This window comes from Porphyrobacter sp. GA68, from assembly GCF_022605525.1.
GTDB lineage: Bacteria > Pseudomonadota > Alphaproteobacteria > Sphingomonadales > Sphingomonadaceae > Qipengyuania_B.
In genome coordinates, this window is sequence record NZ_JAKQYJ010000002.1 from 814,662 (window position 1) to 837,929 (window position 23,268).

Annotated in this window: 16 protein-coding genes and 1 pseudogene; 7 read left to right on the top strand and 10 right to left on the bottom strand. The window is 62.5% G+C overall.

All coding sequences use genetic code 11. The features are described 5' to 3' along the window. Positions 1-181: 181 nt before the first annotated feature. Positions 182-3,436 carry a maltose alpha-D-glucosyltransferase gene (gene treS, locus LHJ54_RS11690; protein ID WP_228244077.1) on the top strand — a complete coding sequence of 1,085 codons (3,255 nt, stop codon included), beginning with the start codon at positions 182-184 and terminating at the stop codon, positions 3,434-3,436. A 164-nt stretch (positions 3,437-3,600) separates the two neighbouring features. Here the strand turns inward: treS and LHJ54_RS12780 are convergent, their stop codons facing one another. The 6 genes from LHJ54_RS12780 to LHJ54_RS11725 are packed head-to-tail and all read right to left on the bottom strand — an operon-like array spanning position 3,601 to position 9,020. Next, on the bottom strand, positions 3,601-4,590 hold the full coding sequence (locus tag LHJ54_RS12780; RefSeq protein ID WP_228244078.1) for a Gfo/Idh/MocA family protein: 990 nt from the start codon (positions 4,588-4,590) through the stop codon (positions 3,601-3,603). Beyond that, complete coding sequence (locus LHJ54_RS11705) at positions 4,587-5,543, bottom strand: zinc-binding dehydrogenase (RefSeq protein WP_228244079.1); 957 nt, start codon at positions 5,541-5,543, stop codon at positions 4,587-4,589. The genes LHJ54_RS12780 and LHJ54_RS11705 overlap by 4 nt, the downstream gene beginning before the upstream one ends. Positions 5,544-5,557: 14 nt before the next feature. After that, positions 5,558-6,667 carry an inositol-3-phosphate synthase gene (locus LHJ54_RS11710; RefSeq protein ID WP_228244080.1) on the bottom strand — a complete coding sequence of 370 codons (1,110 nt, stop codon included), beginning with the start codon at positions 6,665-6,667 and terminating at the stop codon, positions 5,558-5,560. A 21-nt stretch (positions 6,668-6,688) separates the two neighbouring features. Then, a complete protein-coding gene (locus LHJ54_RS11715) occupies positions 6,689-7,609 on the bottom strand; it encodes a beta-xylosidase (RefSeq protein WP_228244081.1) in 921 nt (306 codons plus the stop codon). Then, positions 7,606-8,427, bottom strand: coding sequence for a TIGR04290 family methyltransferase (locus tag LHJ54_RS11720; protein ID WP_228244082.1), 822 nt, complete (start codon positions 8,425-8,427; stop codon positions 7,606-7,608). The genes LHJ54_RS11715 and LHJ54_RS11720 overlap by 4 nt, the downstream gene beginning before the upstream one ends. Continuing rightward, the gene (locus LHJ54_RS11725) at positions 8,424-9,020 is read right to left on the bottom strand and encodes a histidine phosphatase family protein (RefSeq protein ID WP_228244083.1); all 597 of its coding nucleotides are present in this window, start codon (positions 9,018-9,020) and stop codon (positions 8,424-8,426) included. The genes LHJ54_RS11720 and LHJ54_RS11725 overlap by 4 nt, the downstream gene beginning before the upstream one ends. Positions 9,021-9,263: 243 nt before the next feature. Between LHJ54_RS11725 and LHJ54_RS11730 the strand changes: the two genes are divergently transcribed. Genes LHJ54_RS11730 through LHJ54_RS11755 form a run of 6 tightly spaced genes read left to right on the top strand, consistent with a single transcriptional unit; the run spans position 9,264 to position 15,801 of the window. Continuing rightward, on the top strand, positions 9,264-10,376 hold the full coding sequence (locus LHJ54_RS11730; RefSeq protein ID WP_228244084.1) for an NAD(P)-dependent oxidoreductase: 1,113 nt from the start codon (positions 9,264-9,266) through the stop codon (positions 10,374-10,376). Continuing rightward, positions 10,373-11,455 carry an NAD-dependent epimerase/dehydratase family protein gene (locus LHJ54_RS11735; protein ID WP_228244085.1) on the top strand — a complete coding sequence of 361 codons (1,083 nt, stop codon included), beginning with the start codon at positions 10,373-10,375 and terminating at the stop codon, positions 11,453-11,455. The genes LHJ54_RS11730 and LHJ54_RS11735 overlap by 4 nt, the downstream gene beginning before the upstream one ends. Then, positions 11,452-12,525: a glycosyltransferase family 4 protein gene (locus tag LHJ54_RS11740; protein WP_228244086.1), complete on the top strand. Its 1,074-nt coding sequence runs from the start codon at positions 11,452-11,454 to the stop codon at positions 12,523-12,525. Before LHJ54_RS11735 ends, LHJ54_RS11740 begins: the two co-directional genes overlap by 4 nt. Further along, positions 12,522-13,634, top strand: coding sequence for a glycosyltransferase (locus tag LHJ54_RS11745; protein ID WP_228244087.1), 1,113 nt, complete (start codon positions 12,522-12,524; stop codon positions 13,632-13,634). The genes LHJ54_RS11740 and LHJ54_RS11745 overlap by 4 nt, the downstream gene beginning before the upstream one ends. After that, positions 13,631-14,722 carry a glycosyltransferase gene (locus tag LHJ54_RS11750; protein WP_228244088.1) on the top strand — a complete coding sequence of 364 codons (1,092 nt, stop codon included), beginning with the start codon at positions 13,631-13,633 and terminating at the stop codon, positions 14,720-14,722. The genes LHJ54_RS11745 and LHJ54_RS11750 overlap by 4 nt, the downstream gene beginning before the upstream one ends. Further along, positions 14,719-15,801 (top strand): glycosyltransferase, encoded by a 1,083-nt coding sequence (locus tag LHJ54_RS11755; protein ID WP_228244089.1) that lies wholly within the window; start codon positions 14,719-14,721, stop codon positions 15,799-15,801. The genes LHJ54_RS11750 and LHJ54_RS11755 overlap by 4 nt, the downstream gene beginning before the upstream one ends. 47 nt (positions 15,802-15,848) lie before the next feature. On the opposite strand, the gene LHJ54_RS11760 is transcribed toward LHJ54_RS11755, so the two are convergent. The 4 genes and pseudogenes from LHJ54_RS11760 to LHJ54_RS11775 form a co-directional block, all read right to left on the bottom strand. Further along, positions 15,849-16,367: a hypothetical protein gene (locus tag LHJ54_RS11760; protein ID WP_228244090.1), complete on the bottom strand. Its 519-nt coding sequence runs from the start codon at positions 16,365-16,367 to the stop codon at positions 15,849-15,851. Positions 16,368-16,890: 523 nt separating this feature from the next. Continuing rightward, positions 16,891-17,529, bottom strand: coding sequence for a cation diffusion facilitator family transporter (locus tag LHJ54_RS11765; RefSeq protein ID WP_228244091.1), 639 nt, complete (start codon positions 17,527-17,529; stop codon positions 16,891-16,893). Beyond that, positions 17,526-20,014, bottom strand: a pseudogene (locus LHJ54_RS11770) (heavy metal translocating P-type ATPase). Before LHJ54_RS11770 ends, LHJ54_RS11765 begins: the two are co-directional and overlap by 4 nt. Further along, the gene (locus tag LHJ54_RS11775) at positions 20,014-23,235 is read right to left on the bottom strand and encodes an efflux RND transporter permease subunit (protein WP_228244366.1); all 3,222 of its coding nucleotides are present in this window, start codon (positions 23,233-23,235) and stop codon (positions 20,014-20,016) included. Before LHJ54_RS11775 ends, LHJ54_RS11770 begins: the two are co-directional and overlap by 1 nt. Positions 23,236-23,268: the final 33 nt, after the last annotated feature.

Genomic DNA, 23,268 nt, shown 5'->3' on the forward strand with positions numbered 1-23,268 from the left:
ATGATCAATTTGTCCTTGCCACCAGTTACCAGTTTGCCGTCGCCGGCGTTTCGAAAACGGCTGGGCGGCTACATTCTTGTCTGGCCAGGCGCGTACCAGCAGATCGCGCTCGACCCAGACGAATTGTTTCGTATCTGGAAACCGGTCGTTCCGGTTGACTACTGCAACCGGGGCGCGCGGCATGAACGAGGAAGCCACCACCTGTATGCTTGAAGCGACGATCACCGGCGCTGAGGATCCCTACTGGTACAAGGACGCAGTGATCTACCAGTTGCACGTCAAGAGCTTCTTCGACAGCAACAACGACGGCATCGGCGACTTCGCAGGGCTGATCAGCAAGCTGGATTACATCGCCGACATCGGGGTGACCGCTATCTGGCTTCTGCCCTTCTATCCCTCACCCAGGCGCGATGACGGTTACGATATCGCCAGATATACCGATGTATCGCCAGACTATGGCACGATGGAGGAAGTCCGGACCTTCATCGACGCCGCGCACGCGCGCGGCCTGCGCGTCATAACCGAGCTGATCATCAACCACACATCCGATCAGCACCCTTGGTTCCAGGCTGCCCGCAAGGCTCCTCCGGGCAGCCCGGAGCGCGATTTCTACGTCTGGTCCGACAATGCGCAGCTGTATTCCGGCACGCGCATCATTTTCCTCGACACCGAAAAGTCGAACTGGACCTGGGACGAGGAGGCCCAGGCATATTTCTGGCATCGCTTCTACTCGCATCAACCGGACCTCAACTTCGATAACCCCAGAGTGCTGGAAGAAGTACTGGCGGTGATGCATTTCTGGCTGGATGCAGGCGTCGATGGGCTTCGGCTCGATGCCATACCCTATCTCATCGAACGGGACGGCACTTCCAACGAAAACCTGCCGGAAACCCACCAGGTTCTGAAGAAAATCCGCGCTGACCTCGATGCCCACTATCAGGGCAAGATGCTGCTGGCCGAAGCGAACATGTGGCCAGAAGAGACGCAGCAGTATTTCGGGGAAAAAGACGGTCGCACCGACGAATGTCACATGGCCTTCCACTTCCCCTTGATGCCGCGCATGTACATGGCCGTAGCGCAAGAGGACCGGTTCCCGATAACGGACATCATGCGGCAAACGCCGGCCATCCCGGATGACGCGCAATGGGCCATCTTTCTGCGAAACCATGACGAACTGACGCTGGAGATGGTCACGGACGCGGAACGCGACTATCTCTGGGACACGTACGCGGCCGACCGCCGGGCGCGCATCAACCTTGGCATCCGCCGCCGCCTCGCCCCGCTGATGGAGCGGGATCGCCGTCGCATCGAATTGATGAATGCGCTGCTCCTGACCATGCCGGGAACCCCCGTGCTGTATTACGGCGATGAGATTGGCATGGGCGACAACATCTTCCTGGGGGATCGGGATGGCGTGCGGACCCCCATGCAATGGTCGCCCGACCGGAACGGCGGGTTCTCCAAGGCGGATCCTGCCAGTCTGACCCTGCCCGTCATCCAGGATCCACTCTACGGCTATGCTGCCGTCAACGTGGAAGCGCAGGAGCAAGACCGTCATTCGTTGCTGAACTGGACCAAGCGGATGCTGGCCGTCCGCAAGGAGCATCAGGCCTTCGGGCGTGGCACGCAGACATTCCTGCGGCCGGCCAACCGCCGGATCCTCGCGTATCTGCGGCAGCATGGCGAGGATGCCATCCTGTGCGTCGCCAACCTGTCGCGCACCGCACAGGCAGTTGAACTGGACCTGCACGAATTTGAGGGGCAGGTGCCGGTGGAACTGCTGGGCGGTGCGGCATTCCCGCCCATCGGGCAACTGCCTTACCTGCTGACCCTGCCGCCCTATGGCTTCTTGTGGTTCCACCTGAGCGCCGACGTGGCGGCCCCCGCCTGGGCGACAACTGCCCCTCATTTCGAAGCAGAGCGGCACACCTTTGTTCTGCGCCCCGACCTTGCCGATGTTGCGCGGGGAGAAAGCCGCGCCGTGCTCGAGCAGGGTATTCTGCCTGACTACATCCCCCATCGCCGCTGGTTCAGGGCCAAGCACGAGACGATCGTGCATTTGGAGATCACCTCTCTTGCTCCCATGCCAGATACCGAGGATCTGCTGCTTGGCGAGATTGCCGTCACCACCAGCGACAGTGGCACCGCCCGTTACGCTCTGCCGATCGGCATTGCGTGGGACGGGCGGCAACATGGCCCCTATGCCACCAATCTGGCCCTTGCGAGGGTACGGCGCGAACGGAACGTCGGCCTGCTCACGGATGGCTTTGCCCTGCCTCAGTTTGCCCACGCGGCATTATCAGCGATGCGCCATGAAACAGAGGTGGATACCGGTGACGGGATGCTGCGCTTCGCCGCCAGAGCGACTTTGGACGTGGAGCCGGATGCAACCCCTGAGTGGCTGGCGGCCGAACAGTCGAACAGTACAATGGCCGTCGGCGAGCAGGTTACCCTCAAGCTTTTGCGCCGACTTGAAGCTGGCATCCATCCGGAAGCCGAGATGATCGATTACCTGACGCAGCAAGGTTTCGCGCATGTTGCTCCCGTTCTCGGCACGGTGACCAAGTGCCGCGACGGGGAAGAAACTCTCGTCATGCTGGCGCAGCGGTTTGCCTATAACCAGGGCGACGGCTGGCAGTGGACGCTCGCGACGCTGGGACGAATGGCCACAGATAATCCGTTGAGCTTCGCTGTGACGGACCAGTTCGCCCGCAGGCTTGGTCAAAGGCTGGCCGAAATGCATTCCCTGCTTGGCCGGGCTTGCAACAATCCCGCCTTTGCGCCTGAAACCATGTCCGTCGCCGACGCAGCCGCGCTTGCCGAGCGGGTTACAGCGGAGGTCGATCGCGCGCTGGACCACCTGACGCATATGCAGCGGAAAGGTGGGGAGCAGAATGGCGAAAGAACCTTGCCCGCCAGACGGGATGAACTGCTTGCCCGCGTACGTGCCACAGCAGGGCTGGCAACCGGCCGCTCCCGCACGCGGATTCACGGTGACCTCCACCTGGGACAAGTGCTCGTCACAGGCGACGATGTGATGTTCATTGACTTCGAGGGCGAACCCGCCCGGCCGCTCAGCGAGCGGCGAAAGAAGGATTTGCCCCTGCGCGACGTCGCCGGCCTGGTCCGGTCATTCGATTACGCTGCCGCAGTTGCCAGCCGTAACGCGCCTGCCACGGCAGAAACCTGGGAGGCGCGCGCTCAGCAGGTTCTTGAAGAATTTCGCACCCGCTGCACCGACCAGTTTCTTCACGCCTACAGCGAAGCCATCGGTGATGCAGGCAGCCTGGATGATCCATTGCTCGACCTCTTCATACTCGAGAAGGCCGCTTACGAGATGAATTACGAGCATGCGAACCGACCCGACTGGGTGGCTGTGCCAACCGACGGTTTCATACGCGTTGCAGAAAGACTGTTGTCGCGGGAGCCACTCTGATCCCCTTCAAGAAAGGACCGATCAGCGCGACCGACAGCGGCTCCGGTAACGAGCCATTTGTTCTCGCAAGCGGGGCAGGCTGAAGGCTAGCTTTTGATTTCAGTTGGCCGAGACGCTGCGCGGCCTACCGCGCGAGCGCCTCGGCCAGCGTCTGCCGCATGCACTCAGCCGCCAGCGTAGATCCGGTCGAGCACGCCTGCCACCTTCAGGTTCGTTTCGGCCGATGCGTCGTACCGGTCGCCCTTCGCCAGCCTGCGCGCCCAATGCGCAGCCGCGCGGCCGCCCCACGCGTCCGGGGCGCTGGCGACCACCTCCGCGTGAGTGCCCCGGTTGATCCGCGTTTCAAAATCGTAGAAGCTGCCGTTCAAATTGCGCATCACCGCGCTTGCATCGGTGCCGTGGAAGGCAGCTTCGATCACCGCATCCTGACCCGCGTTAAGGTGCCAGGAACATGCCAGACGCACGGTGACGCCGCCGCCAAGGTCAATCGTCGCGGTGGCGTAATCCTCTACCTCCCGCGCCCCGGCAGCGAGCCGGCGACCTTTGGCGAACAGCGAGGAAGCAACCTGCTCGACCGGAGGGAACGCGAGCAGCCACATGGCGAGGTCGACCATGTGGACACCGAGGTCCATGACACATCCGCCGCCTGACAGTTCGCGGTCGTAGAACCACGGTTTGTCCGGTCCGTAGGCATTGTGGAACGTCAGATCTACCGCGAACACAGAGCCCAGCGTGCCCGCCGCCAGAGCATCAGCCACTGCTTCAATCGCTGCGGTGTGCCGATAGGACAGATCCACCGCCAGAAGGCGGTCGGCGCTTTTTGCGGCATCGAAGACGCCGCTTACCTCGGCTGCCGAGCGGCCGAGCGGCTTCTGGCAGAAAACCGCCGCGCCGCTTTGCAGACCGGCAATCGCCTGTTCCGCATGGAGCGCGCTGGGAGTGGCAATGACGATACCGTCAAGCCCCTCATCGAGCATGGCGGCATAGGACGGCAGCAGCCGGGCCGACGGCGCCAGCCTCAGCGCCTCTGCCGCGCAGCCTTCATCCGGTTCGACAATTACCGCCGGCTCCACCACGCCCGTCGCGACAATCGCTTCCATCCGGCTGCGCCCGATCCAGCCCGTGCCGAGAAAGCCGATCCGCGGCCGGTTCACGCGAACGTCACCAGAGCCTTGACGAAAGCGCCCGGCTTGTCGCGCGTGGCGTCCAGCGCGTCGCCCAACCGTTCCAGCGGAAATTCGGCGCTGTACAAAGGCGCAGGGTCGAGGCGGCCGCTCGCCACCGCGTCAACCGCCTCGCGCACCCCGCGGATCTGCACCGCGGGATCGCGTTCGTGGGCGTTGACGACGTCGATACCTTTCCAGTTCCAGTTCTGCATGTTCACCTGCCGCGGCCCGTCCTGGTGATAACCCGCCACCACCAGCTTGCCGCCGAACCCCACCACTTCGCCCGCCAGGTCGAGCGGCCATTGCTTGCCAACGCATTCGATCACCCGATCGCACAGCCTGTCGCCGGTCAGCGCCTTCACCTGTTCGATGATGGCGTAATGATCGTCCATCACAATCGTCTGGTCGGCTCCATAGTGGCGGGCCAGGTCGAGCGACTCCTGCCTGCGTGATATTGCCACTACCCGCGCGCCCGCGTCGCTCACCAGCTTGGTCAGCACCGCACCCAGAAAGCCGATCCCGATGATTGCCACCGTCTGACCGGCCTGCACGTCGCTGCGCCGGAAGATGTTGAACGCACACCCCAGCGGCTCACCCGGAAACGGCAATTTGTCGAGTTCCTGCGGAAGCCGCACCAAGGCCTCGGCGGCGACGAGGTCGTATTGGGCGAAAGAACGGTGACCAAGCGAGGTCACGCGGTCGCCGCAGGCCCATCCGCCGACGCCCTCGCCGATTGCATCGACTATACCCCAGCCCTCGTGGCCCAGACTGCCCGGCTCGGTCGGGAATTGCATCCAGTCCGGTCCGGCCCATGGTTCGAGATTGGATGCGCATACGCCGCACCCTTCCAGCCTGATCCGCACCTCGCCCGGCCCGGGCTCCGGCAGCGGCACGTCCAACACCCGCATTTCGCCCGGCCCGGTCACTACCGCCGCCTTCATCGTGGTAGTCACGCCTACGTCTCGGCCGCGATGAACTGTTCCAGCTCGGCGCAGGCGAGATCGTCGGTCATCTGCTCGGGCGGATGCTTGCAGAAATATGCCGAGGCAGGGAGCACCGGTCCCGCCAGTCCGCGGTCCTTCGCCAGCTTGGCGCAGCGGATCATGTCGATGGCGACGCCGGCAGAATTGGGACTGTCTTCCACCGACAAACGCAGTTCGAGGTTCATCGGCACGCCGCCGAACAGCTGTCCTTCCATCCGCAGGAAACAGACCTTGTTGTCGTTCTGCCACGCGACATAGTCGGAAGGCCCCACATGAATGTTCTCGTCCTCGAGCCGGGCTGCGGCGACCGACTGCACAGCTTCGGTCTTGGACTCCTTCTTTGATGCCAGACGGCTGCGCTCCAGCATGTTGAGGAAATCCGTGTTTCCTCCGGTGTTCAACTGGTACGTCCGGTCCAGCTTGACGCCGCGTTTGCGGAAAAGGTCGGTTAAGACGCGGTGCACGATGGTGGCACCCAGCTGCGCCTTGATGTCGTCGCCGATAATCGGCACGCCGGCGTCACGGAACCGCTGCGCCCACACCGGATCGCTCGCGATGAACACGGGTATTGCGTTCACGAAGGCGACCCCTGCTTCCAATGCGCATCCGGCATAGAATTCGGTCGCCGCCTGCGACCCCACTGGCAGGTAATTGACCAGCACATCCGTCTCGGTCTCCCGCAGCACGGCGACCACTTCCTCCTGCTGCGGCTGGGGAACGTCGGCCGGCAGGAAGGTCCGGTTGTCAGGATAGTGAGCCATGTGATCTGCCATGCCATCAAGCACGCGGCCCATCCGCACCTCTACGCCGCTGGGAGTAACGCGATCGCTGAAACGGGCAGTGCAGTTTGGCGGGGCAAAGATCGCGTCGGACACGTCGCGCCCAACCTTGCGCCGGTCGATATCCCACGCGGCGCTGAGGCGAATGTCGGCCGGCCGATAGCCCGCGAGGTCATGATGCATCAGCCCGGTCGCATCGTTGCCGCCCGCCTCGTAATAGGCGAGCCCCTGGACAAGCGAGCTGGCGCAATTGCCAACGCCAACCAGCGCCACGCGGATGCCTCTGGTGTCCGGTGCCAGCATTTCAGTCTCCGTCCCTGTTGTTCATGCCCGCTTCTCCTGCGGGAGCATCTGCGCCGGAGCGTACCTCTCCGTCATCCAGGCGCAGAAATCGGCGAAGGCCTGTGGATCCTTCGCGGCGCTGGTGTGGTGCGCTTCGACACCCAGATGTTCCGGGGTAAAGCAGTATGTCACCAGCACCTCGAGATCGCTCAGCGCCTCCATTTGACGGTCGAACCAGTCGAGCGCGCCCTCACGGAAGCTGTCAGCCCAAGACAGGCCGGTGCGCAGTTTTCTGACACCCAGATCCTTCATCCAGCGCACCGCATCGTCCAATCGCGGATCCTCGAAATGGAACCACTGCATCAGCCCCATGTCAGCCGCGTGGCGGCGGTAATGCTCAAGGGCGAGCTTGGGGCTGCCGTCCTCGCGGATGAGGCCCATGTAGAAATGCCGGTAATAGCTGGACCCTTCCGCTTCCCGATGACGGGTTTCCGCGCCCCAGCTCTGCGGCAGATCGAACAGCGAATACCAGTAGATGTTCGGCACACGGCCGACCAGCAGTTCAGCGGTCCGGTTCACGCCGAATACCTGCACCTCTTCAGCGCCGAAGCTGCCGACACCCACCTCGGTCGCCCAGATGGGCTTGTCCGGCACCACAGCCTCGATCTCCGCGATCCGGTCCGGCCAGGAGTGAATGGGCCAGAGGTTCCAGTCGAGCGGAAAGCCATGCACCGCCACGACATCGACAGCGTCGAGCGCCCCGTGCCGCCGCATGCGCTCGGTCCAGTGCGGGTCGATCGGAGACATGCCGCCAAGCACCCGCGTCAAACCGGGGTTCACTGCGGCCACAGCCTGCCCCGCCCTGATCACCGTGTCGGCGTAGATCGACCAGTCGGGGTCCAGTTCGGGGTTCCAGTGCGACTTGTTGTTCGGCTCGTTCCAGAGCATCACCGCTTCGATCACGCGCCTGCTCCCCTGGCCGGGTAAACGGCGGCCGGGCCGTATTCACTGTAGGGCACATCAGTCACCCGGCAGAGATAGACCTCTGCCTCGGGCTGCGACTCTACGGCGAAGCCCGCGGCGCGCAACATGGCGCGGCTGCAAGCCGTGTTGGGAGCCCACCAGTTGGTCCAGTCGTCGGCGTATTCCTTTTCGATGAAGTGCATCCTCGGATAGCCCGGATCGTCGAAATACTCCGGCGGGTCAAAAGTCCCGGGCTTGTGGAACGGGTGATTGTCCGGCGCATCCAGCACGTCTTCGCTGCCCCGCTGCATCGTCTGGAACAGCATGTGTCCGCCCGCCACGTGCTCCCTGATCAGGTCCAGCGCCAGCAACGGGTGCCGCAGATGGTACAGCACACCCATGAAAATGACCCAGTCGAACCGTTCACCCAGGGCGCCCACGTCGTACACGGACAACTGCCGGTATTCCACATCGCCATATCCCAAAGTGTCCGCCGCAAGCCGTGCCTGCGCCAGGTAGCGTTCGTCGCTGTCGATGCCGACCACGCGCCCCGCCCCCCGCTTCTTCATTTCGAGTGAATAGAAACCGGCGTTGCATCCGATATCTAAAACGGAGCGGCCTTCGAGGTCGTCCGGCAACGCGTGCTTGAACCGATCGAACTTGAACGCCGGATAATTGCCAAGGAAATGATCGGGCGCGGTCCGAACCCCGTTACCCAGGTCGATGTTCTGGAACCAGGGCGCCAGTTCGGCGACACGCTCCCTCAGGCAGTCCCCAGACAGGTCCAGAGGCGCGCTGGCCAATGACAGGCCGCTCACGCGGTTCGCTCGTTGATACTGATGACTCTCTCTCCCCACTCGCCGATGATCAGCCTGCTGACCGACGCCGGCGCTATGTCGAACCGTAGCAGATTATTCAGCGACAGGCCCAGCGCCCGGGCGATAAGCGCCCTGATTACGTCGCAGTGGCTGACCATCGCAATCGTGGCATTGCCGCACTTGCGCGCAGTTTCCGTGACATGTTTCCACGCCCGCTCCTGCACCGCAAGCATCCCCTCACCCCCCGGCGCCAGCGCGGTTCCGCGCTGTTCATTCCACATCCGCCACGCCGGGTCGCAGGCAAGTTCGGTGAAGCGTCGACCCGTCCACTCGCCGAAGTCCACTTCTGCCAGCGCACCGTTCGTCTCAACCGGGAGGTTGACGAGCTGCGCCAGAGCCGCTGCGGTTTGCCTGGCTCTCAGGGCAGGGCTGCAGTGAACGGCGGATACAGGTTCGTGCCGCAGCGCCTCACCCAGCCGCTGCGCCTGTTGCCGCCCCTCTGCCGTCAACGCGATATCTTCCATGCGACCTGTCAGGATGCTGCCGAGATGCCCATGCGGGGCATGACGGATAAGCAGAATGGTCGCACTCATCCGTCTTCGGTTTAGAATGAGGTATGTAGAAGCAACCCGGTCATCGCGCTTCTGCGACGAAACGTTCTTTTTCAAAGACAATCGGAATAAAGCTGTGCAAAGAGCGCCCTTCTTCTTGGTAGGAGAACATGGCTGTTTACAAGATGATGCGATTGCTGAAGAGGGCCATCAGAACAGGCCAGCGGGAACAAAGTTGCTCCCAAGGTTTAGACGTGTTGAAGAAGAAGCTGAGGGAGTGGGCGTTTGGCGGAAACAGTGTTGGTCACGGGCGGAGCAGGGTTTATCGGGCGGCAGGTCAGCCGGGAATTGATGAACCGGGGGCACAAGGTCATCGCCTTGGACGCACTGATCCCGCAAGTTCATGGCGACGGGCGAAGACCCGCTGATCTCTCGGCCGAAGTTGAACTGATCACCGCGGATGTGCGGGACAGCGATGCTGTCGCCGGTGCGGTGCGGCGATGCGACAGCGTCATCCATCTTGCAGCGGAAGTGGGCGTGGGCCAATCCATGTACGAGGTGGAGCGCTACACCTCCGTCAATGATGTTGGCACCGCCGTCCTGTTCGAGCAGTTGATCGATGCGCCGGTTCGCCGGGTCGTCACCGCTTCCTCCATGAGCATCTATGGCGAAGGCTTGTACCGCAGCGCCGACGGCGCGCTGGTGGAGGATGCATCACGCGCCGCCCTGCGGGATGGCCAGGCGACCTGGGAACCCGTCGATGCCGAAGGTCGCCCGCTTGAGCCGGTGGCAACACCGGAATGGAAGCGACCCTCGCTTTCCTCGATCTATGCACTGAACAAGTACGTGCAGGAGCGCACGACGCACATCATGGGCGCTCCTTACGGTATCGAAAGCGTGTGCCTGCGCCTGTTCAACGTCTATGGCCCGGGTCAGGCGCTCTCCAACCCATATACCGGCGTGCTGGCGATCTTCGCCTCCCGCCTGCTCAACGGACAGCCGCCGCTGGTGTTCGAAGATGGCGAACAGCGGCGCGACTTCGTCCATGTCAACGATGTGGCCCGCGCCTTTGCCGATGCGCTGGAACTGCCACAGGCCGTTGGCGGCACTTTCAACATCGGGTCGGGCCAGAACCGTTCGGTCAAGGAAGTGGCGAGCGCGCTTGCCTCCGCCATGAACAGCGACGTCGAAGCGGAAGTCGTGGGCAAGGCACGAACCGGGGACATCCGCCACTGCTTCTGCGACCCAACCCTTTCACGCGAAGTGCTTGGCTTCGAAGCGCGGGAGGATTTCGCCAAACGGCTGCAGGAACTGGCGCAATGGGTGTCGACGCAAACCGCGTTCGACCGCGTGGATGCCGCCCGCAGCGAACTCGAGCGGCGGGGTCTGGTCGCATGAGGGCGGCGGGCGCAGGGCAAACGATCCTCGTCACAGGGGGTGCCGGGTTCATTGGGAGCAACCTTGCCGACCGCATCGCCAGCAAAGGCGGTCGGGTGCGGATACTGGACTCGCTTGCGCGGCCAGGGGTCGAAAGCAACCTTCAGTGGCTGAGCGGCCGTCACGGTGACCTGATCGAGCCGGTGATCGCCAATGTAACCGATGCAAGCCGGGTTGCGGCAGCAGTGCGGGCAGCGGACGCGGTCTTCCATTTCGCCGCGCAGGTCGCGGTGACCACCAGCATGGACGACCCGGTCGACGATTTCGCCACCAATCTGCAGGGCACGTTCAACCTGCTGGAAGCAGTGCGGCATAATCAGCCCGCCGCGCCGGTGATCTTTGCGTCCACCAACAAGGTTTACGGCGATCTGGCAGACGTCGACCTGCACCTGACTGACGACGGCTACGTTCCGCAGGACAGGGAGCTTGCCGCGCATGGCGTCGCGGAATCGCGGCCTCTGGATTTTCACACCCCCTACGGCTGCTCGAAAGGCGCGGCAGACCAGTACGTCCTCGACTACGCACGCAGCTACGGCCTGCGCACCGCCGCCATGCGGATGAGCTGCATCTATGGCCCGCGCCAGCTGGGGACGGAAGATCAGGGATGGGTGGCGCATTTCCTGATCCAGGCGCTGAACGGGAAGCGGATCACCCTTTTCGGCGATGGCGAGCAGGTCCGGGACGTATGCCATGTTTCCGACGCCTGCGACGCCTATCTCAAACTGCTGGAACGGATCGACGCGGTAAGCGGAAGCGCCTTCAACTGGGGCGGAGGTAGCGCGAATGCGGTAAGCCTGCTCACGCTGGTGAAGGAAATCGGCGTCGTGACCGGCCGCCAGCCGCTTGTCGAATTCGCCGACTGGCGTCCGGGAGATCAACGGTGGTTCGTTGCTGACACCCGCAAAGCGGACCGCGCTCTGGACCTGTCGCCGCGCATGAACTGGCGCGAAGGTGTGCGCGATCTGGCTCGCTGGCTCGAAGAACGCAACGGATCGGTCCATTGCAAAACAGGGGCGTCCGCAATCGCCCTCGCTTCGTGAAGGCCGCAAGACTGGACATCCTGATGACCGCCGATGCCGTCGGCGGCGTGTGGACCTACGCGCTCGATCTGGCAGCGGCACTGCAAGGCAGGGGCCATGCCGTGACCTTGGCGATCTGCGGGCCTGCCCCGTCGCCGGATCAGCTGGAGCAGGCGGCTGATGCAGGTGTGTCCATCCTGCCCGACGAGTTGCCGCTGGATTGGCTGTGCTCCGATGGCGAGGCAGTGCGGGAAGGCAGTGACAAGCTGGCAACCTTGTCGGCCGGCTATGACCTTGCGCTTCTCAACAGCCCGGCGCTGGCCGCGACTGGGGGTTTCCGAGTGCCGGTCATCGCCGTTGCGCATGGCGAAGTCGCCACGTGGTGGGATGCGGTCGGTTGTTCCGGGGATATCGATGACGCTTTCGGCTGGCTGGTCGATCTGATCGGGACAGGTTTGAAGCGCGCGACCCGCATTGTGACGCCGACGGCCGCTTACGGCGAGCTGGTGAGGCGTCGTTATGAGCTTGAGGCGAGCCCTGTTGCGGTGCACAACGGCCGCGTTCCGCTCGACCGTGCATCATCTTCGAACGAGCCGGCCTTTGCCCTCACGGTCGGCAGGTTCTGGGACCGCGCCAAGAACATCGGCACACTGGATGCGGCAGCGTCGCTGAGCTTCGTCCCCATTCGGGCGGTGGGCGCCAGCACCGGCCCCCATGGCGAACGGGCCGCCATGGCCAATCTCGAATATCTCGGCAGCGTGGCACCGGCTCGCCTGGGCGAGCTTCTGGCAGCACGGCCGGTCTTCGCCTCCTCCGCCGTGTACGAACCGTTCGGGCTGGCGGTTCTGGAAGCAGCGCAGGCGGGCTGTCCGCTCGTGCTGGCCGACATTGCGACTTTCCGCGAACTGTGGGACGGCGCCGCCACCTTTGTCGATCCACACGACGCCGCCGGGTTCGCCCGGGCCATCGAGCGCCCGCAGGCGAGCGGCGCGGCGGCGCGCAAACGAGCCGAGCGCTACACAGTTGCCGCCATGGCGGACCAGATGCTGGGCGTGATCGAAAGCGCGCTCGATCACAGGCGTGCCGCATGAAGATCGCGTACTTCACCCATTCGCTGCAATCCTGCTGGAACCACGGCAATGCCCATTTCCTGCGCGGCGTGCTTCGCGAACTGCAGGCGCGGGGGCACGATGTTATTGCGCTTGAACCGGCGAACGCCTGGAGCCTTCAGAACCTGCTGCAAGACCACGGTGACGACGCCTTGGCCGCCTGGAGGCGACACTATCCCGATCTTGTGGCCACTGTTTACCAACCGGGTTCCGATCCCGCCGAGCTGACCGATGGCGCAGACCTGGTGATCATGCACGAGTGGAACGAGCCGGATCTGGTCGCTGCGGTGGGTCAGCTGCGCAAGGGGGGTGCGGCCTTTACCCTTCTGTTCCACGACACGCATCACCGCGCTGTCAGTGCGCCCGACGAGATGCGGGCTTACGATCTGAGCGGCTACGACGGGGTGCTCGCCTTTGGCGAAACCCTGAGCGAGGTTTACCGCGGCTGGGGGTGGAGTGACCGCGTGTGGACCTGGCACGAAGCAGCGGACACGCGGCACTTCCGCCCGCCCGAAGAAGAGCGCGAACGGAACGGCCTGATCTGGATCGGCAACTGGGGCGATGGCGAACGTACGCAGGAGATCGAGGAATTCCTGCTCGCCCCCGCCCGCCGGGCAAACCAGTCGCTCGATATATATGGCGTACGCTACACCTCGGCCGCCAAGCAGATGGTGAGCGCATACGGCGCGCGCTATTTTGGCTGGGCGCCCAACGCCCACGCCCCGGAACTGTTTGCCCGGCACAAGGCCACCGTGCACGTCCCGCGCCGCTTCTATCGTGACATTCTGCCCGGCATCCCGACGATCAGGGTGTTCGAGGCGCTGGCCTGCGGAATCCCGCTCGTGTCGGCGCCATGGGAGGATAGCGAAGGGCTGTTTCGCCCGGGAACGGATTATCTGGTGGCGGAGGATGGAGCGGCGATGGAGCAGCACCTTCGCGCCCTCGCCGAAGATGCGGACGCGCGCGCATCATTCGCCCGGCATGGTCTGGAAACGATACTCGCTCGCCACACCTGTGCGCACCGCGCCGACGAACTGCTGAATATCGCAACCAGGTTGCGCGACGAACACCCGCAAAGGAAATTCGCTTGAAGATTGCGTTCTACGGCTCAAGCCTGCTGTCCTCCTACTGGAACGGCGCCGCGACCTACTATCGGGGCATTCTGCACGCCCTGGCCAAGCGCGGCCACCAGATAACCTTCTACGAACCTGACGCCTTCGACCGCCAGAGCCACCGCGATATCGAGCCGCCCAACTGGGCGAGAAGCGTCGTCTATCCGGCTACGGCCGATGGACTCAGAATGGCTTTGCAGGGCGCTCGAGAAGCAGATCTTGTCGTGAAAGCGAGCGGTGTCGGTGTCTTCGACGACGAATTGATCGAAGGTGTGCTGCGTCATGCTGCGCCGGATGCGCTTACGGCCTTCTGGGATGTGGATGCGGCGGCGACCCTGGACGAAATTCGCGAGGTGCCGGACCATCCGATCCGCCGCGCCCTGCACCGCCTCGACCTTGTGTTCACCTATGGCGGCGGAGCGCCGGTGGTGGATGCTTATGAGGCGCTGGGTGCGAAACGCTGCGTACCCATCTATAACGCGCTCGATCCCGCCACCCACAGGCCCGTACCGCCGGACTCCCGGTTCGCGGCCAACTTGGGCTTTCTCGCCAACCGTTTGCCCGACCGCGAGGCGCGGGTGGAAGAGTTCTTCCTGAAACCGGCCGCCGCCCTGCCCGGCAAGCGCTTCCTTCTCGGTGGGAACGGCTGGCACGACAAGGCCGTCCCTGCGAATGTGCAGGCAATCGGCCACGTCGGGACCGCTTCGCACAATGCCTTCAACTGCACTCCACGCGCCGTGCTGAACGTGGCCAGGGACTCGATGGCGCATATCGGCTTTTCTCCGGCTACCCGCGTGTTCGAGGCCGCTGGCGCAGCGGCGTGCCTGATTACCGACGCGTGGGAAGGCATAGAGCAGTTCCTGCAGCCCGGCGAGGAGGTGCTGGTCGCCCGCGACGGTCAGGACGTGGCGGAGCATCTGGCGGTACTGACCCCCGAACGGGCGCAAGCAATTGGTCAGGCGGCCCTGCGCCGCGTTCTGGCGGAACATACATACGACCTGCGCGCCGCCGAGGTCGACGCGGTGCTGCACCAGCTCGCGCCCGTGATGGCGGAAGCTGCAAGATGAAGCTCGTCGTCTTGGGTCTCAGCCTGTCGTCGTCCTGGGGGAACGGCCACGCAACGACCTTCCGCGCCCTTCTTTCCGCCTTCGCCGCGCGCGGTCACGAGGTGCTGTTTCTGGAGCGGGACCAGCCTTGGTATGCCGCGCATCGCGACCTGCCCGACCCGGACTATTGCCGCCTCGCCTATTACGATAGCCTCAGCGGGCTGGAGGAGTGGACCACAGAGGTGATGGCGGCCGACGCGGTCATGGTCGGCTCCTACGTACCGGAAGGCGTCGAAGTCAGCCGCTGGGTACAGCGGACGGCGCGGGGGGTCACCTGCTTCTACGACATCGACACTCCGGTCACTCTCGCCAAACTGGCGCGGGGCGATCACGAATATGTCTCGCCCGAAGTGATCCCTGGCTTTGACATTTACTTCTCCTTCACCGGCGGCCCCACCCTGACCCGGCTTGAGCAGGAATTCGGAGCGCCGGCAGCAAGGCCGCTGTATTGTTCCGTCGATGCGCAAGTCTATCAACCACGCGATTTGCCTAAGCGGTGGGACCTTACCTACCTTGGCACGTACAGCGCCGACCGGCAGCCGACCTTGGAAAAACTGCTGCTGGAACCGGCAAAGGCCTTGCCGGACAGACGTTTCTGCGTCGCCGGACCACAGTATCCGGCACAGATCGCCTGGCCCGATAATGTCGAGCGGCTGGACCATGTTCCGCCGGCCGATCACCCCGCTTTCTACGCCCAGTCGCGCGCCACCCTCAACGTCACGCGAGCGGACATGATTGCAGCGGGCTGGTCTCCTTCCGTCCGACTGTTCGAGGCAGCGGCGTGCGCCACGCCGGTAATCTCGGACAGGTGGGACGGGATCGAGGAACTCTTCTCCCCAGGCAAGGCTATCGTGCTGGCAGAAAATGCGCAGGACGTGATCAGTGCACTGAACCGGGACCTGCACCCTGTCGGAGAGGCGGCACGTCAGGTCGTCCTGTCCGCCCATACCGCCGCTCACCGCGCTGCAACGCTGGAGGCGGAGCTGCTGTCGGCGCGTGAAGGTGCGGCGGGGCAGCGTAGCGAAGCCGTGGGCAGCTAGAAGAAAATTGCCGGGTCGCGATATCCGACCCGGCGCTTCAATCCGATTTACTTGGCGGCTACCGCCGTTTCATCGGCCATCACCCCCTGCTCCTGCAGGCCCTTGCGCACGTCATCGCCGACCCGCGCGTTGTACTCGGCCACCGTGGAGATGATCGCCCCCTTCTTGTCGAGGAGCACCGCTTCGCCGCCAGATCCCAGGCGCACCATGCGCACATACACCGGATCCGGGTACAGGTGGTTCGATGCCCCGTTGCTGCCATCGACGATCCCGCCGATGATGCCGCCGGCAAGCATGTTCCCAGCAACTCCGCCGCCAGTCCGGCTCTGGATGAACACGGACACCGGTTCGTACCCGGGCATCGTGAACGTCGCCTGGGAATCTTTTCCACGCTTCATTTCAAAGGTGCACGGTGCTTCGCAGTTCAGCCCGCTCACCAGCTTCACGTTGGCCCCTGACGGATCCGACTGAAACTCCACGGGCTGATTCGTCCCGTTCATCACCGTGGCGCAGCCCGCAAGACTGACGGAGGCCGCGAGGACCGCAGCCGCAAAAACTCGTTTCATGTTCCCTCCCTGTTTGGCAAAAGCCGTGCAGCATCTATACAGAAGCTGCTGCTGGTGCCACTAGGTATCTGCGCAATCTTAAGAAATCACAGCTTGTGCTGCAGCGTAGCCACAGGCAGCCAACCACCGCAGGCACGTTATTGAAGGGGATCGGACAACGCCGGCGCGACAATCGGCCGCGCAATCTGCAATGGTAGCGGAGGAGGGAAATATAGGGAGCGTATAACGTGCTGATTTACCTTATTAACTTTCTGAATCGCCTTGCAAATACCCCCATCAATACCCCCAAAATCGGACAGATGAGATAAAGCGCCTTTGGCAAACGACGACATGTTATTCGTAGTGACAGGTGAAAGGAGCGTCGGCCGTTTTTGGGCCGATCAGAAGGCGAAACGCCAGGTTATGCGATCGGGAAGTGGATGGTCGCCGGATGCAGTTTTTTCAGGACGGCGATGCGTTGCCGCAGGCTGAGTCTGAATAAGGAGCCGAGGCAATCCAGCGGCCAAAATGCAAAATTCGAGCATCATCTTCGGAATTCGTCGCCTTTGATATGTTGGGTGCCCGCTTCCTCATGCTTATCCCTGTGCGCATCGCGAAGGATATCGATCCCGCCATACAGGGCGATGCCAGCAACCGCGATCCCAACCACGAGATCCGGCCAATTTGCGCCTGTAATCATAACGATGATCCCGGCGACGATGATACCGCCGTTCGATATGAAATCGTTGAAGCTAAACGTGGTCGCTGCGCGCAGATTGACATCCTTTTGCTGAAGCTTCTGGAGCATGCGCAGGCATATGAGGTTCACCACCGCCGCGATGGCCGCCATGGCGATCATCATCAGGCCGCCCGGCTCGGAGCCTTCGATGAAACGCCTGACGGCATCGGCGATAACGCCTCCGGCGAAGACTAGGAGCATAATGCCTGAGAAACGCGCGGCCCCTCGTTTCCAGGATTGCGAACGGGTGAGAGCCAGAAGACTGAGCGCGTAGACAAATGCATCGGATGAATTGTCGAGCCCGTTGGCCAAGAGCGCGTTCGAGTCCGCAAAATAGGCAACGACAAAGAAACCAACCGCGATTGCGACGTTGAGCCACAATACGATCCACAATGTGCGTCGCTTGCCCGCCGAATCCAGATCGAAGTCATCGTTGCAGCTCATACTGGCTTCTCCGCTATGTCTTTTGCGCTGCCCTTCTCTTTATACGCCAGAAGGCGAAGCGCATTGGCGACCACGATTAGCGTTGATCCCTCGTGAACCGCGACAGCGGGGCCTATCCCGAGACCGAAAATGGTTGCCGGGATGAGCACGACAACAATTCCGAGACTGACGATCATGTTCTGCCGGATGATTGACCGGGTTTGTCGGCTCAGATCGACGGCGAAAGGCAGTCGGGCGAGATCATCGGCCATCAGCGCGACATCGGCTGTCTCCAATGCAACGTCCGAGCCGGCAGCCCCCATTGCTATTCCGACCGTTGCGTTCGCCATGGCCGGAGCGTCATTAACCCCGTCTCCGACCATCGCAACCTTGTCCTGGCCGGCAAGCTTGCGGATGGCCTTGACCTTGTCGTCGGGCATGAGATTGCCCCAGGCCTCGTCGAGGCCGACTTCCTTTCCAACCGCATCGGCCACTCTTTGGTCGTCGCCCGAGATCATGATCATTCGGGTGATCCCGAGGCCGCGCAACGCTTCGAGCGTCGCCTTTGCCGCCGCGCGCGGCGTGTCGAGCAAGCCGATCGCTCCGAGATCGCGCGTTTCCGAGCGAACGCCCATCGTCGTTCGCCCGCGCTCGCGCATGGACTCTATAGCATCCGACAGTTCGGCACTGAGCGCAGGGACCCCGTCTTGCCCGAACATTTCGAGCTTTCCGATCCACACCCGCTCACCGTCGACAAGCGCGGTGATGCCCTTGCCTGTGAAGCTTTCGAGATTGGTTGCTTCGGGCAGAGTCTCATCGCCAAGCCGCTGCTTGCCGTCCCTTACAATCGCCTGTGCCAGGGGATGATCGCTCAGATTTTCAGCCGCCGAGGCAATCGCAAGCAGTTCGTTTTCAGATACGCCCTGCGCGGGTTGGACATCGGTAATGCGGGGTTCGCCTTCGGTAAGAGTACCGGTCTTGTCGAACGCGATGGCCTTGAGCGCACCGAGATCTTCGAGCGGCGCGCCGCCCTTTACCAGAATGCCGCTGCGCGCTGCTCTGGCCACTCCGGACAAGACCGCGCTCGGGGTCGCGATCGCCAAAGCGCAGGGGCTCGCAGCCACAAGCACCGCCATCGCCCGGTAGAAACTGTCGCGGAAGGGTTCGTCGATGACGACCCATGCGAAAAGGAGCAGGCCGGCCAGAGCGAGCACGGCAGGCACGAAAATTCGCTCGAAGCGCTGCGTGAAGCGCTGGGTCGGAGATTGCTGAGCCTCGGCTTCGCTCACCATTTGGACGACCTTGGCTAGGGTCGTATCGCTCGATCGCCGGGTCACTTCCACTTCGAGCGCGCCCGATCCGTTGATCGTCCCCGCGAAGACGCGATTGACATCCGCAAGATTGTCAGGGTTGGCGCGCGCAGAAGCAACATCCGAAACCGCGCTCTTGTCGACCGGCACGCTTTCGCCGGTCACCGGAGCCTGATTGATGGCACTGACGCCGTCCAGGATGAAGCCATCAGCCGGAAGGCGTTCGTTCGGACGCACGATTACCACGTCGCCTAGCGCAAGCTCCTCGACCGGGATCTCAACTACGTCAGTTCCGCGCTTTACCCGTGCGGTGTCCGGGGCAAGCCCGGCGAGCGCTTCGATAGCTTTCTTCGCGCGCCCCATCGCGTAGTGTTCGAGCGCGTGGCCGAAACTGAACAGGAACAGCAGTAGCGCGCCTTCGGCCCATTCCCCGAGAAAGGCGGCGCCCGCAGCGGCGACAAGCATGAGGCTGTCGATTTCGAACCGGCGGAGGCGCAAATTGTCCCACGCCTCTCGGAGAGTGAAGAAACCTCCGAAGAAATATGCCACTATATAACAAGCGAACGGCAGCCAGACCGGATGCCCGTCCCATAGCTTCTCGATCCCGAAGCCGATGGCGAGAAATGCGCCCGAAGCGAGCGAGAAAAAGAGTTCAGTATTAGCGCCGAAGATGCCGCCGTGACTGTGCCCGGAATGATCTTTATCGTCATGGCGGTGTTCTTCAGCATCTCTGGCATTTGCGGCGATTTTGTCGGCCTTGATTGAAACCCCCAGTTCTTGCAGCGCATTGGCAATCGCGGTCTCATCGGTACGCCGGCGGTCGAACTCGGCGACCAGCTTTCCGCTCGCATCGGCATTTGCTTCAAGTACGCCGGATTCGCGGGCTACCAGTTCTGCGACTGTCTGCGCCCGGCGCACCGAATTAATGCCCTCGGTTTGCCACACAACATGCCCGTAGCGCCCGGAAATTTCCGCTCCTGCTACGTGCGCGAGTTCTCTGATCCGCGCGATCGTGAGACGATCGGGATCGTAAGATCAAGCTGGGCAGGTGCACTGTTCGATCCTTCAACGACCTCAACCGCACGCACACCTGCCCGCGAACTGAGCAACGACTGCAGCCGAGCGATACATCTGTCGGTGTCGCTCGGAATGTCCGGGAGAAGCGACGATAGTTCGAGTTCGATATTCCGTGTCACTAGCTGTCGCTCCTCGCTGCTGCTGATGTCTCAACCTGGGTCGCGCGCGGTTTTCTCGCGAAGATCAGGCTTACAATGGCTGGCAATACGAACAGGGTGAGCGCCGTGGCGGTGATCAACCCACCAATGACAACCGTAGCCAATGGACGTTGCACTTCGGCCCCGGTTCCCGTCGCAAGCGCCATCGGAACAAAGCCGAGCGATGCAACTAGCGCTGTCATCAACACCGGCCGCAGCCGCGCGATCGCGCCCTCGATGATCGCGTCGCCCAGTTCCAAGCCTTGCTCGAGACGCTGCTTGATCGCTGTGATCATGACGAGGCCGTTCAGCGTCGCAACTCCGGAGAGAGCAATGAACCCCACCGCTGCCGAGATGGAAAAGGGCATGCCGCGCAGAGCCAGGAAAAAGACCCCGCCAGCCAGTGCCATAGGGATTGCGCTGAACACCGCCAGCGCAGGGACCCAACCGCCGACCGCCATATAAAGCAACAGTAGGATAACCGCGAAGGCAAGCGGGACCACGATGAGCAGACGCTGCTGAGCTTGTTGCAGGTTCTGATATTGGCCACCCCATTCGATGAATGATGCGGACGGCAAATCAACATTCGCGGCAACCTCGGACTGTGCCTGCTCGACGAATGACCCAAGATCACGTTCACGGACGTTGGCGGACACAATCACCAGTCGGCGCCCTTGCTCGCGCCGGACTTCGGCCAACCCATCTATCACCTGAAATTCTGCCACAGCACGAAGCGGGACGCTTCCGCCATTGGGCAGGACAATGGGTAATGTTCCAAGCTGGTCAAAGTCGTTGCGGTTCGCATCGGACAGCCTGACCACGACATCGAACCGCCGGTCACCTTCGAACACGAGACCCGCTTTGCGACCGCCAAGGGCGATGGCGACCGACTGTGTCACGTCTTCGACCGTCAGGCCGTAACGCGCGATTGTGGGTCTATCGAAGGCAATATCGAGCGTTGGAAAGCCCGACACTTGCTGAACTTTCACGTCGGCCGCACCATCAACGCCGCGGAGAACTGTGGCAACTTCATTGGCTGCTGCCGTCATGGCCGTGAGATCATCGCCGTAGAGTTTGACCGCGACATCGCCGCGAACGCCTGCGATGAGCTCGTTGAAGCGCAGCTCGATGGGCTGGCTGAATTCATAGAGATTGCCAACGAGATTGCCGAGCGCCTCTTCCATCTCGCTTACAAGTTGATCCTTAGACAGCGAGGGGTCAGGCCATTCTTCGCGCGGTTTGAGGATAACATAGGCATCCGAGATGTTCGGCGGCATAGGGTCGGTCGCGACCTCTGCCGTGCCGGTGCGCGAAAATACCAGCTCAACCTGCGGGAATTGCTTCAATCGCGCTTCAACCTGGCGCTGCATTGTAAGCGACTGCTCCAGTGGGGTGGAAGGAATACGCAATGACTGGACAGCAAGATCACGCTCGTCGAGCTGCGGTGTAAATTCGCTGCCGATGAAGCTGAAGACAAGCGCCGCGAGCGCGAACACGCCGACTCCGGTACCGATGACAGGCCATGGACGGGCAAGCGCTCTGCGCAGCAGCGGACCATAGCGCTCCTTTGTCATTCGGATGGGCTTTGCTTCCTGCTCGTTGATTTTCTTGTTCAGCAAGAGAGCGATCATCGCGGGGACGAACGTGAGCGAGAGGATGAATGCCGAGGCAAGTGCCAGCATCACCGTGATGGCCATGGGCGAAAATGTCTTGCCCTCAACCCCGGTGAAGGTGAGGAGTGGCGCAAAAACCAGAAAGATGATCGCCTGGCCATACACCGTTGGCTTGATCATCTCATGCGCCGCTGCCCGCGTCTCGGCAAGGCGTTCGCGCAGTGTGAGCAAACGTCCCTTGTGCTCCTGCCTTGCGGCGAGGCGCGCGATGCTGTTTTCGACGATGATGACAGCGCCATCGACGATCAGGCCGAAATCAAGCGCTCCAAGACTCATCAGATTGCCCGATACGCCAAGCCGGTTCATGCCAATAGCTGCCATCAGCATCGACAATGGGATGACCAGAGCTGCAATGATCGCGGCGCGGATGTTTCCAAGCAGCAGGAACAAAATGACGATGACGAGCAGCGCGCCCTCGACCAGGTTGTTGCGTACCGTCACGATGGTCGCATCGACGAGTGTCGAACGGTTGTAGACGATCTCCGCTTCAACTCCTGCCGGAAGCGACGATCGTATCTCGTCGAGCCTGTCGGCAGCACCCGCAGCTACGGTCCGGCTGTTTTCGCCTGCGCGCATCAGCACAGTACCGACGACGGCTTCCTCGCCATTCAGCGAGGCTGCACCAGTGCGGAGATCGCCGCCAATTTCGACCGTTGCCACGTCGCCGACGCGGATCGGCACACCTTCGCGCGTTGCCACCACTGCCTGCGCAATGTCTTCTACGGAATTCAGCCGGGAATCGACACGTGCAAGAAGAGCTTCGCCAGCCCGTTCGACAAAGTTGGCGCCTTCGGCCTGGTTCGCCGCTTCGAGCGCGGTAATCAGCTGGTCGAGCGAAACGCCGTAGCCGTTGAGGCGGTCGGGGTCTGGCTGCACCAAGTACTGCTTCTCAAAGCCACCGATCGAGTCCACGCCCGCCACGCCGTTGGCCGTACGCATCAGCGGCGCGACAACCCAATCCTGTACCGTGCGCAGATAGGCGGCTCTTGCCACCGCCGTGTCCAATCGCTCGCCCCGGTCCGTGAGAAAGCTGCCGTCCTTCTGCCAGCCAACAGCACCACCCTTGGGCGCATCGGTTCCACCCGGATGCTCGAATTCGATGGTATACATCAACACCTCGCCGAGACCGGTTGCAATCGGACCCATTGACGGCTCCGCACCTGCAGGAAGCGAAGAGGCCAGGTTGGCGATCCTTTCTTCGACCTGCGACCGGGCAAAGTAGATGTCGGTGCCTTCTTCGAAGATCGCGGTGACCTGGCTGAAGCCGTTACGCGAGATCGAGCGGGTCATCTCAAGTCCCTCGATACCGGCTAGTCCGGTTTCGACAGGGAAGGTTACCTGCGTTTCGATCTGCGAGGGCGAGAGGGCCGGTGCCTCGGTGTTTATCTGCACCTGAACATTGGTGATGTCCGGCACCGCATCAATCGGCAGTTTTGCAAGATTGAACGCGCCCCAAATGGCAACACCTAGGGCAAGGGCTACGACCGCCCAGCGATTGCGCACCGACCAGTCAAGCACGCCGCCAATCAAGCCGCCATTGCTGTCGGCCTCTTTTTCGAAGCC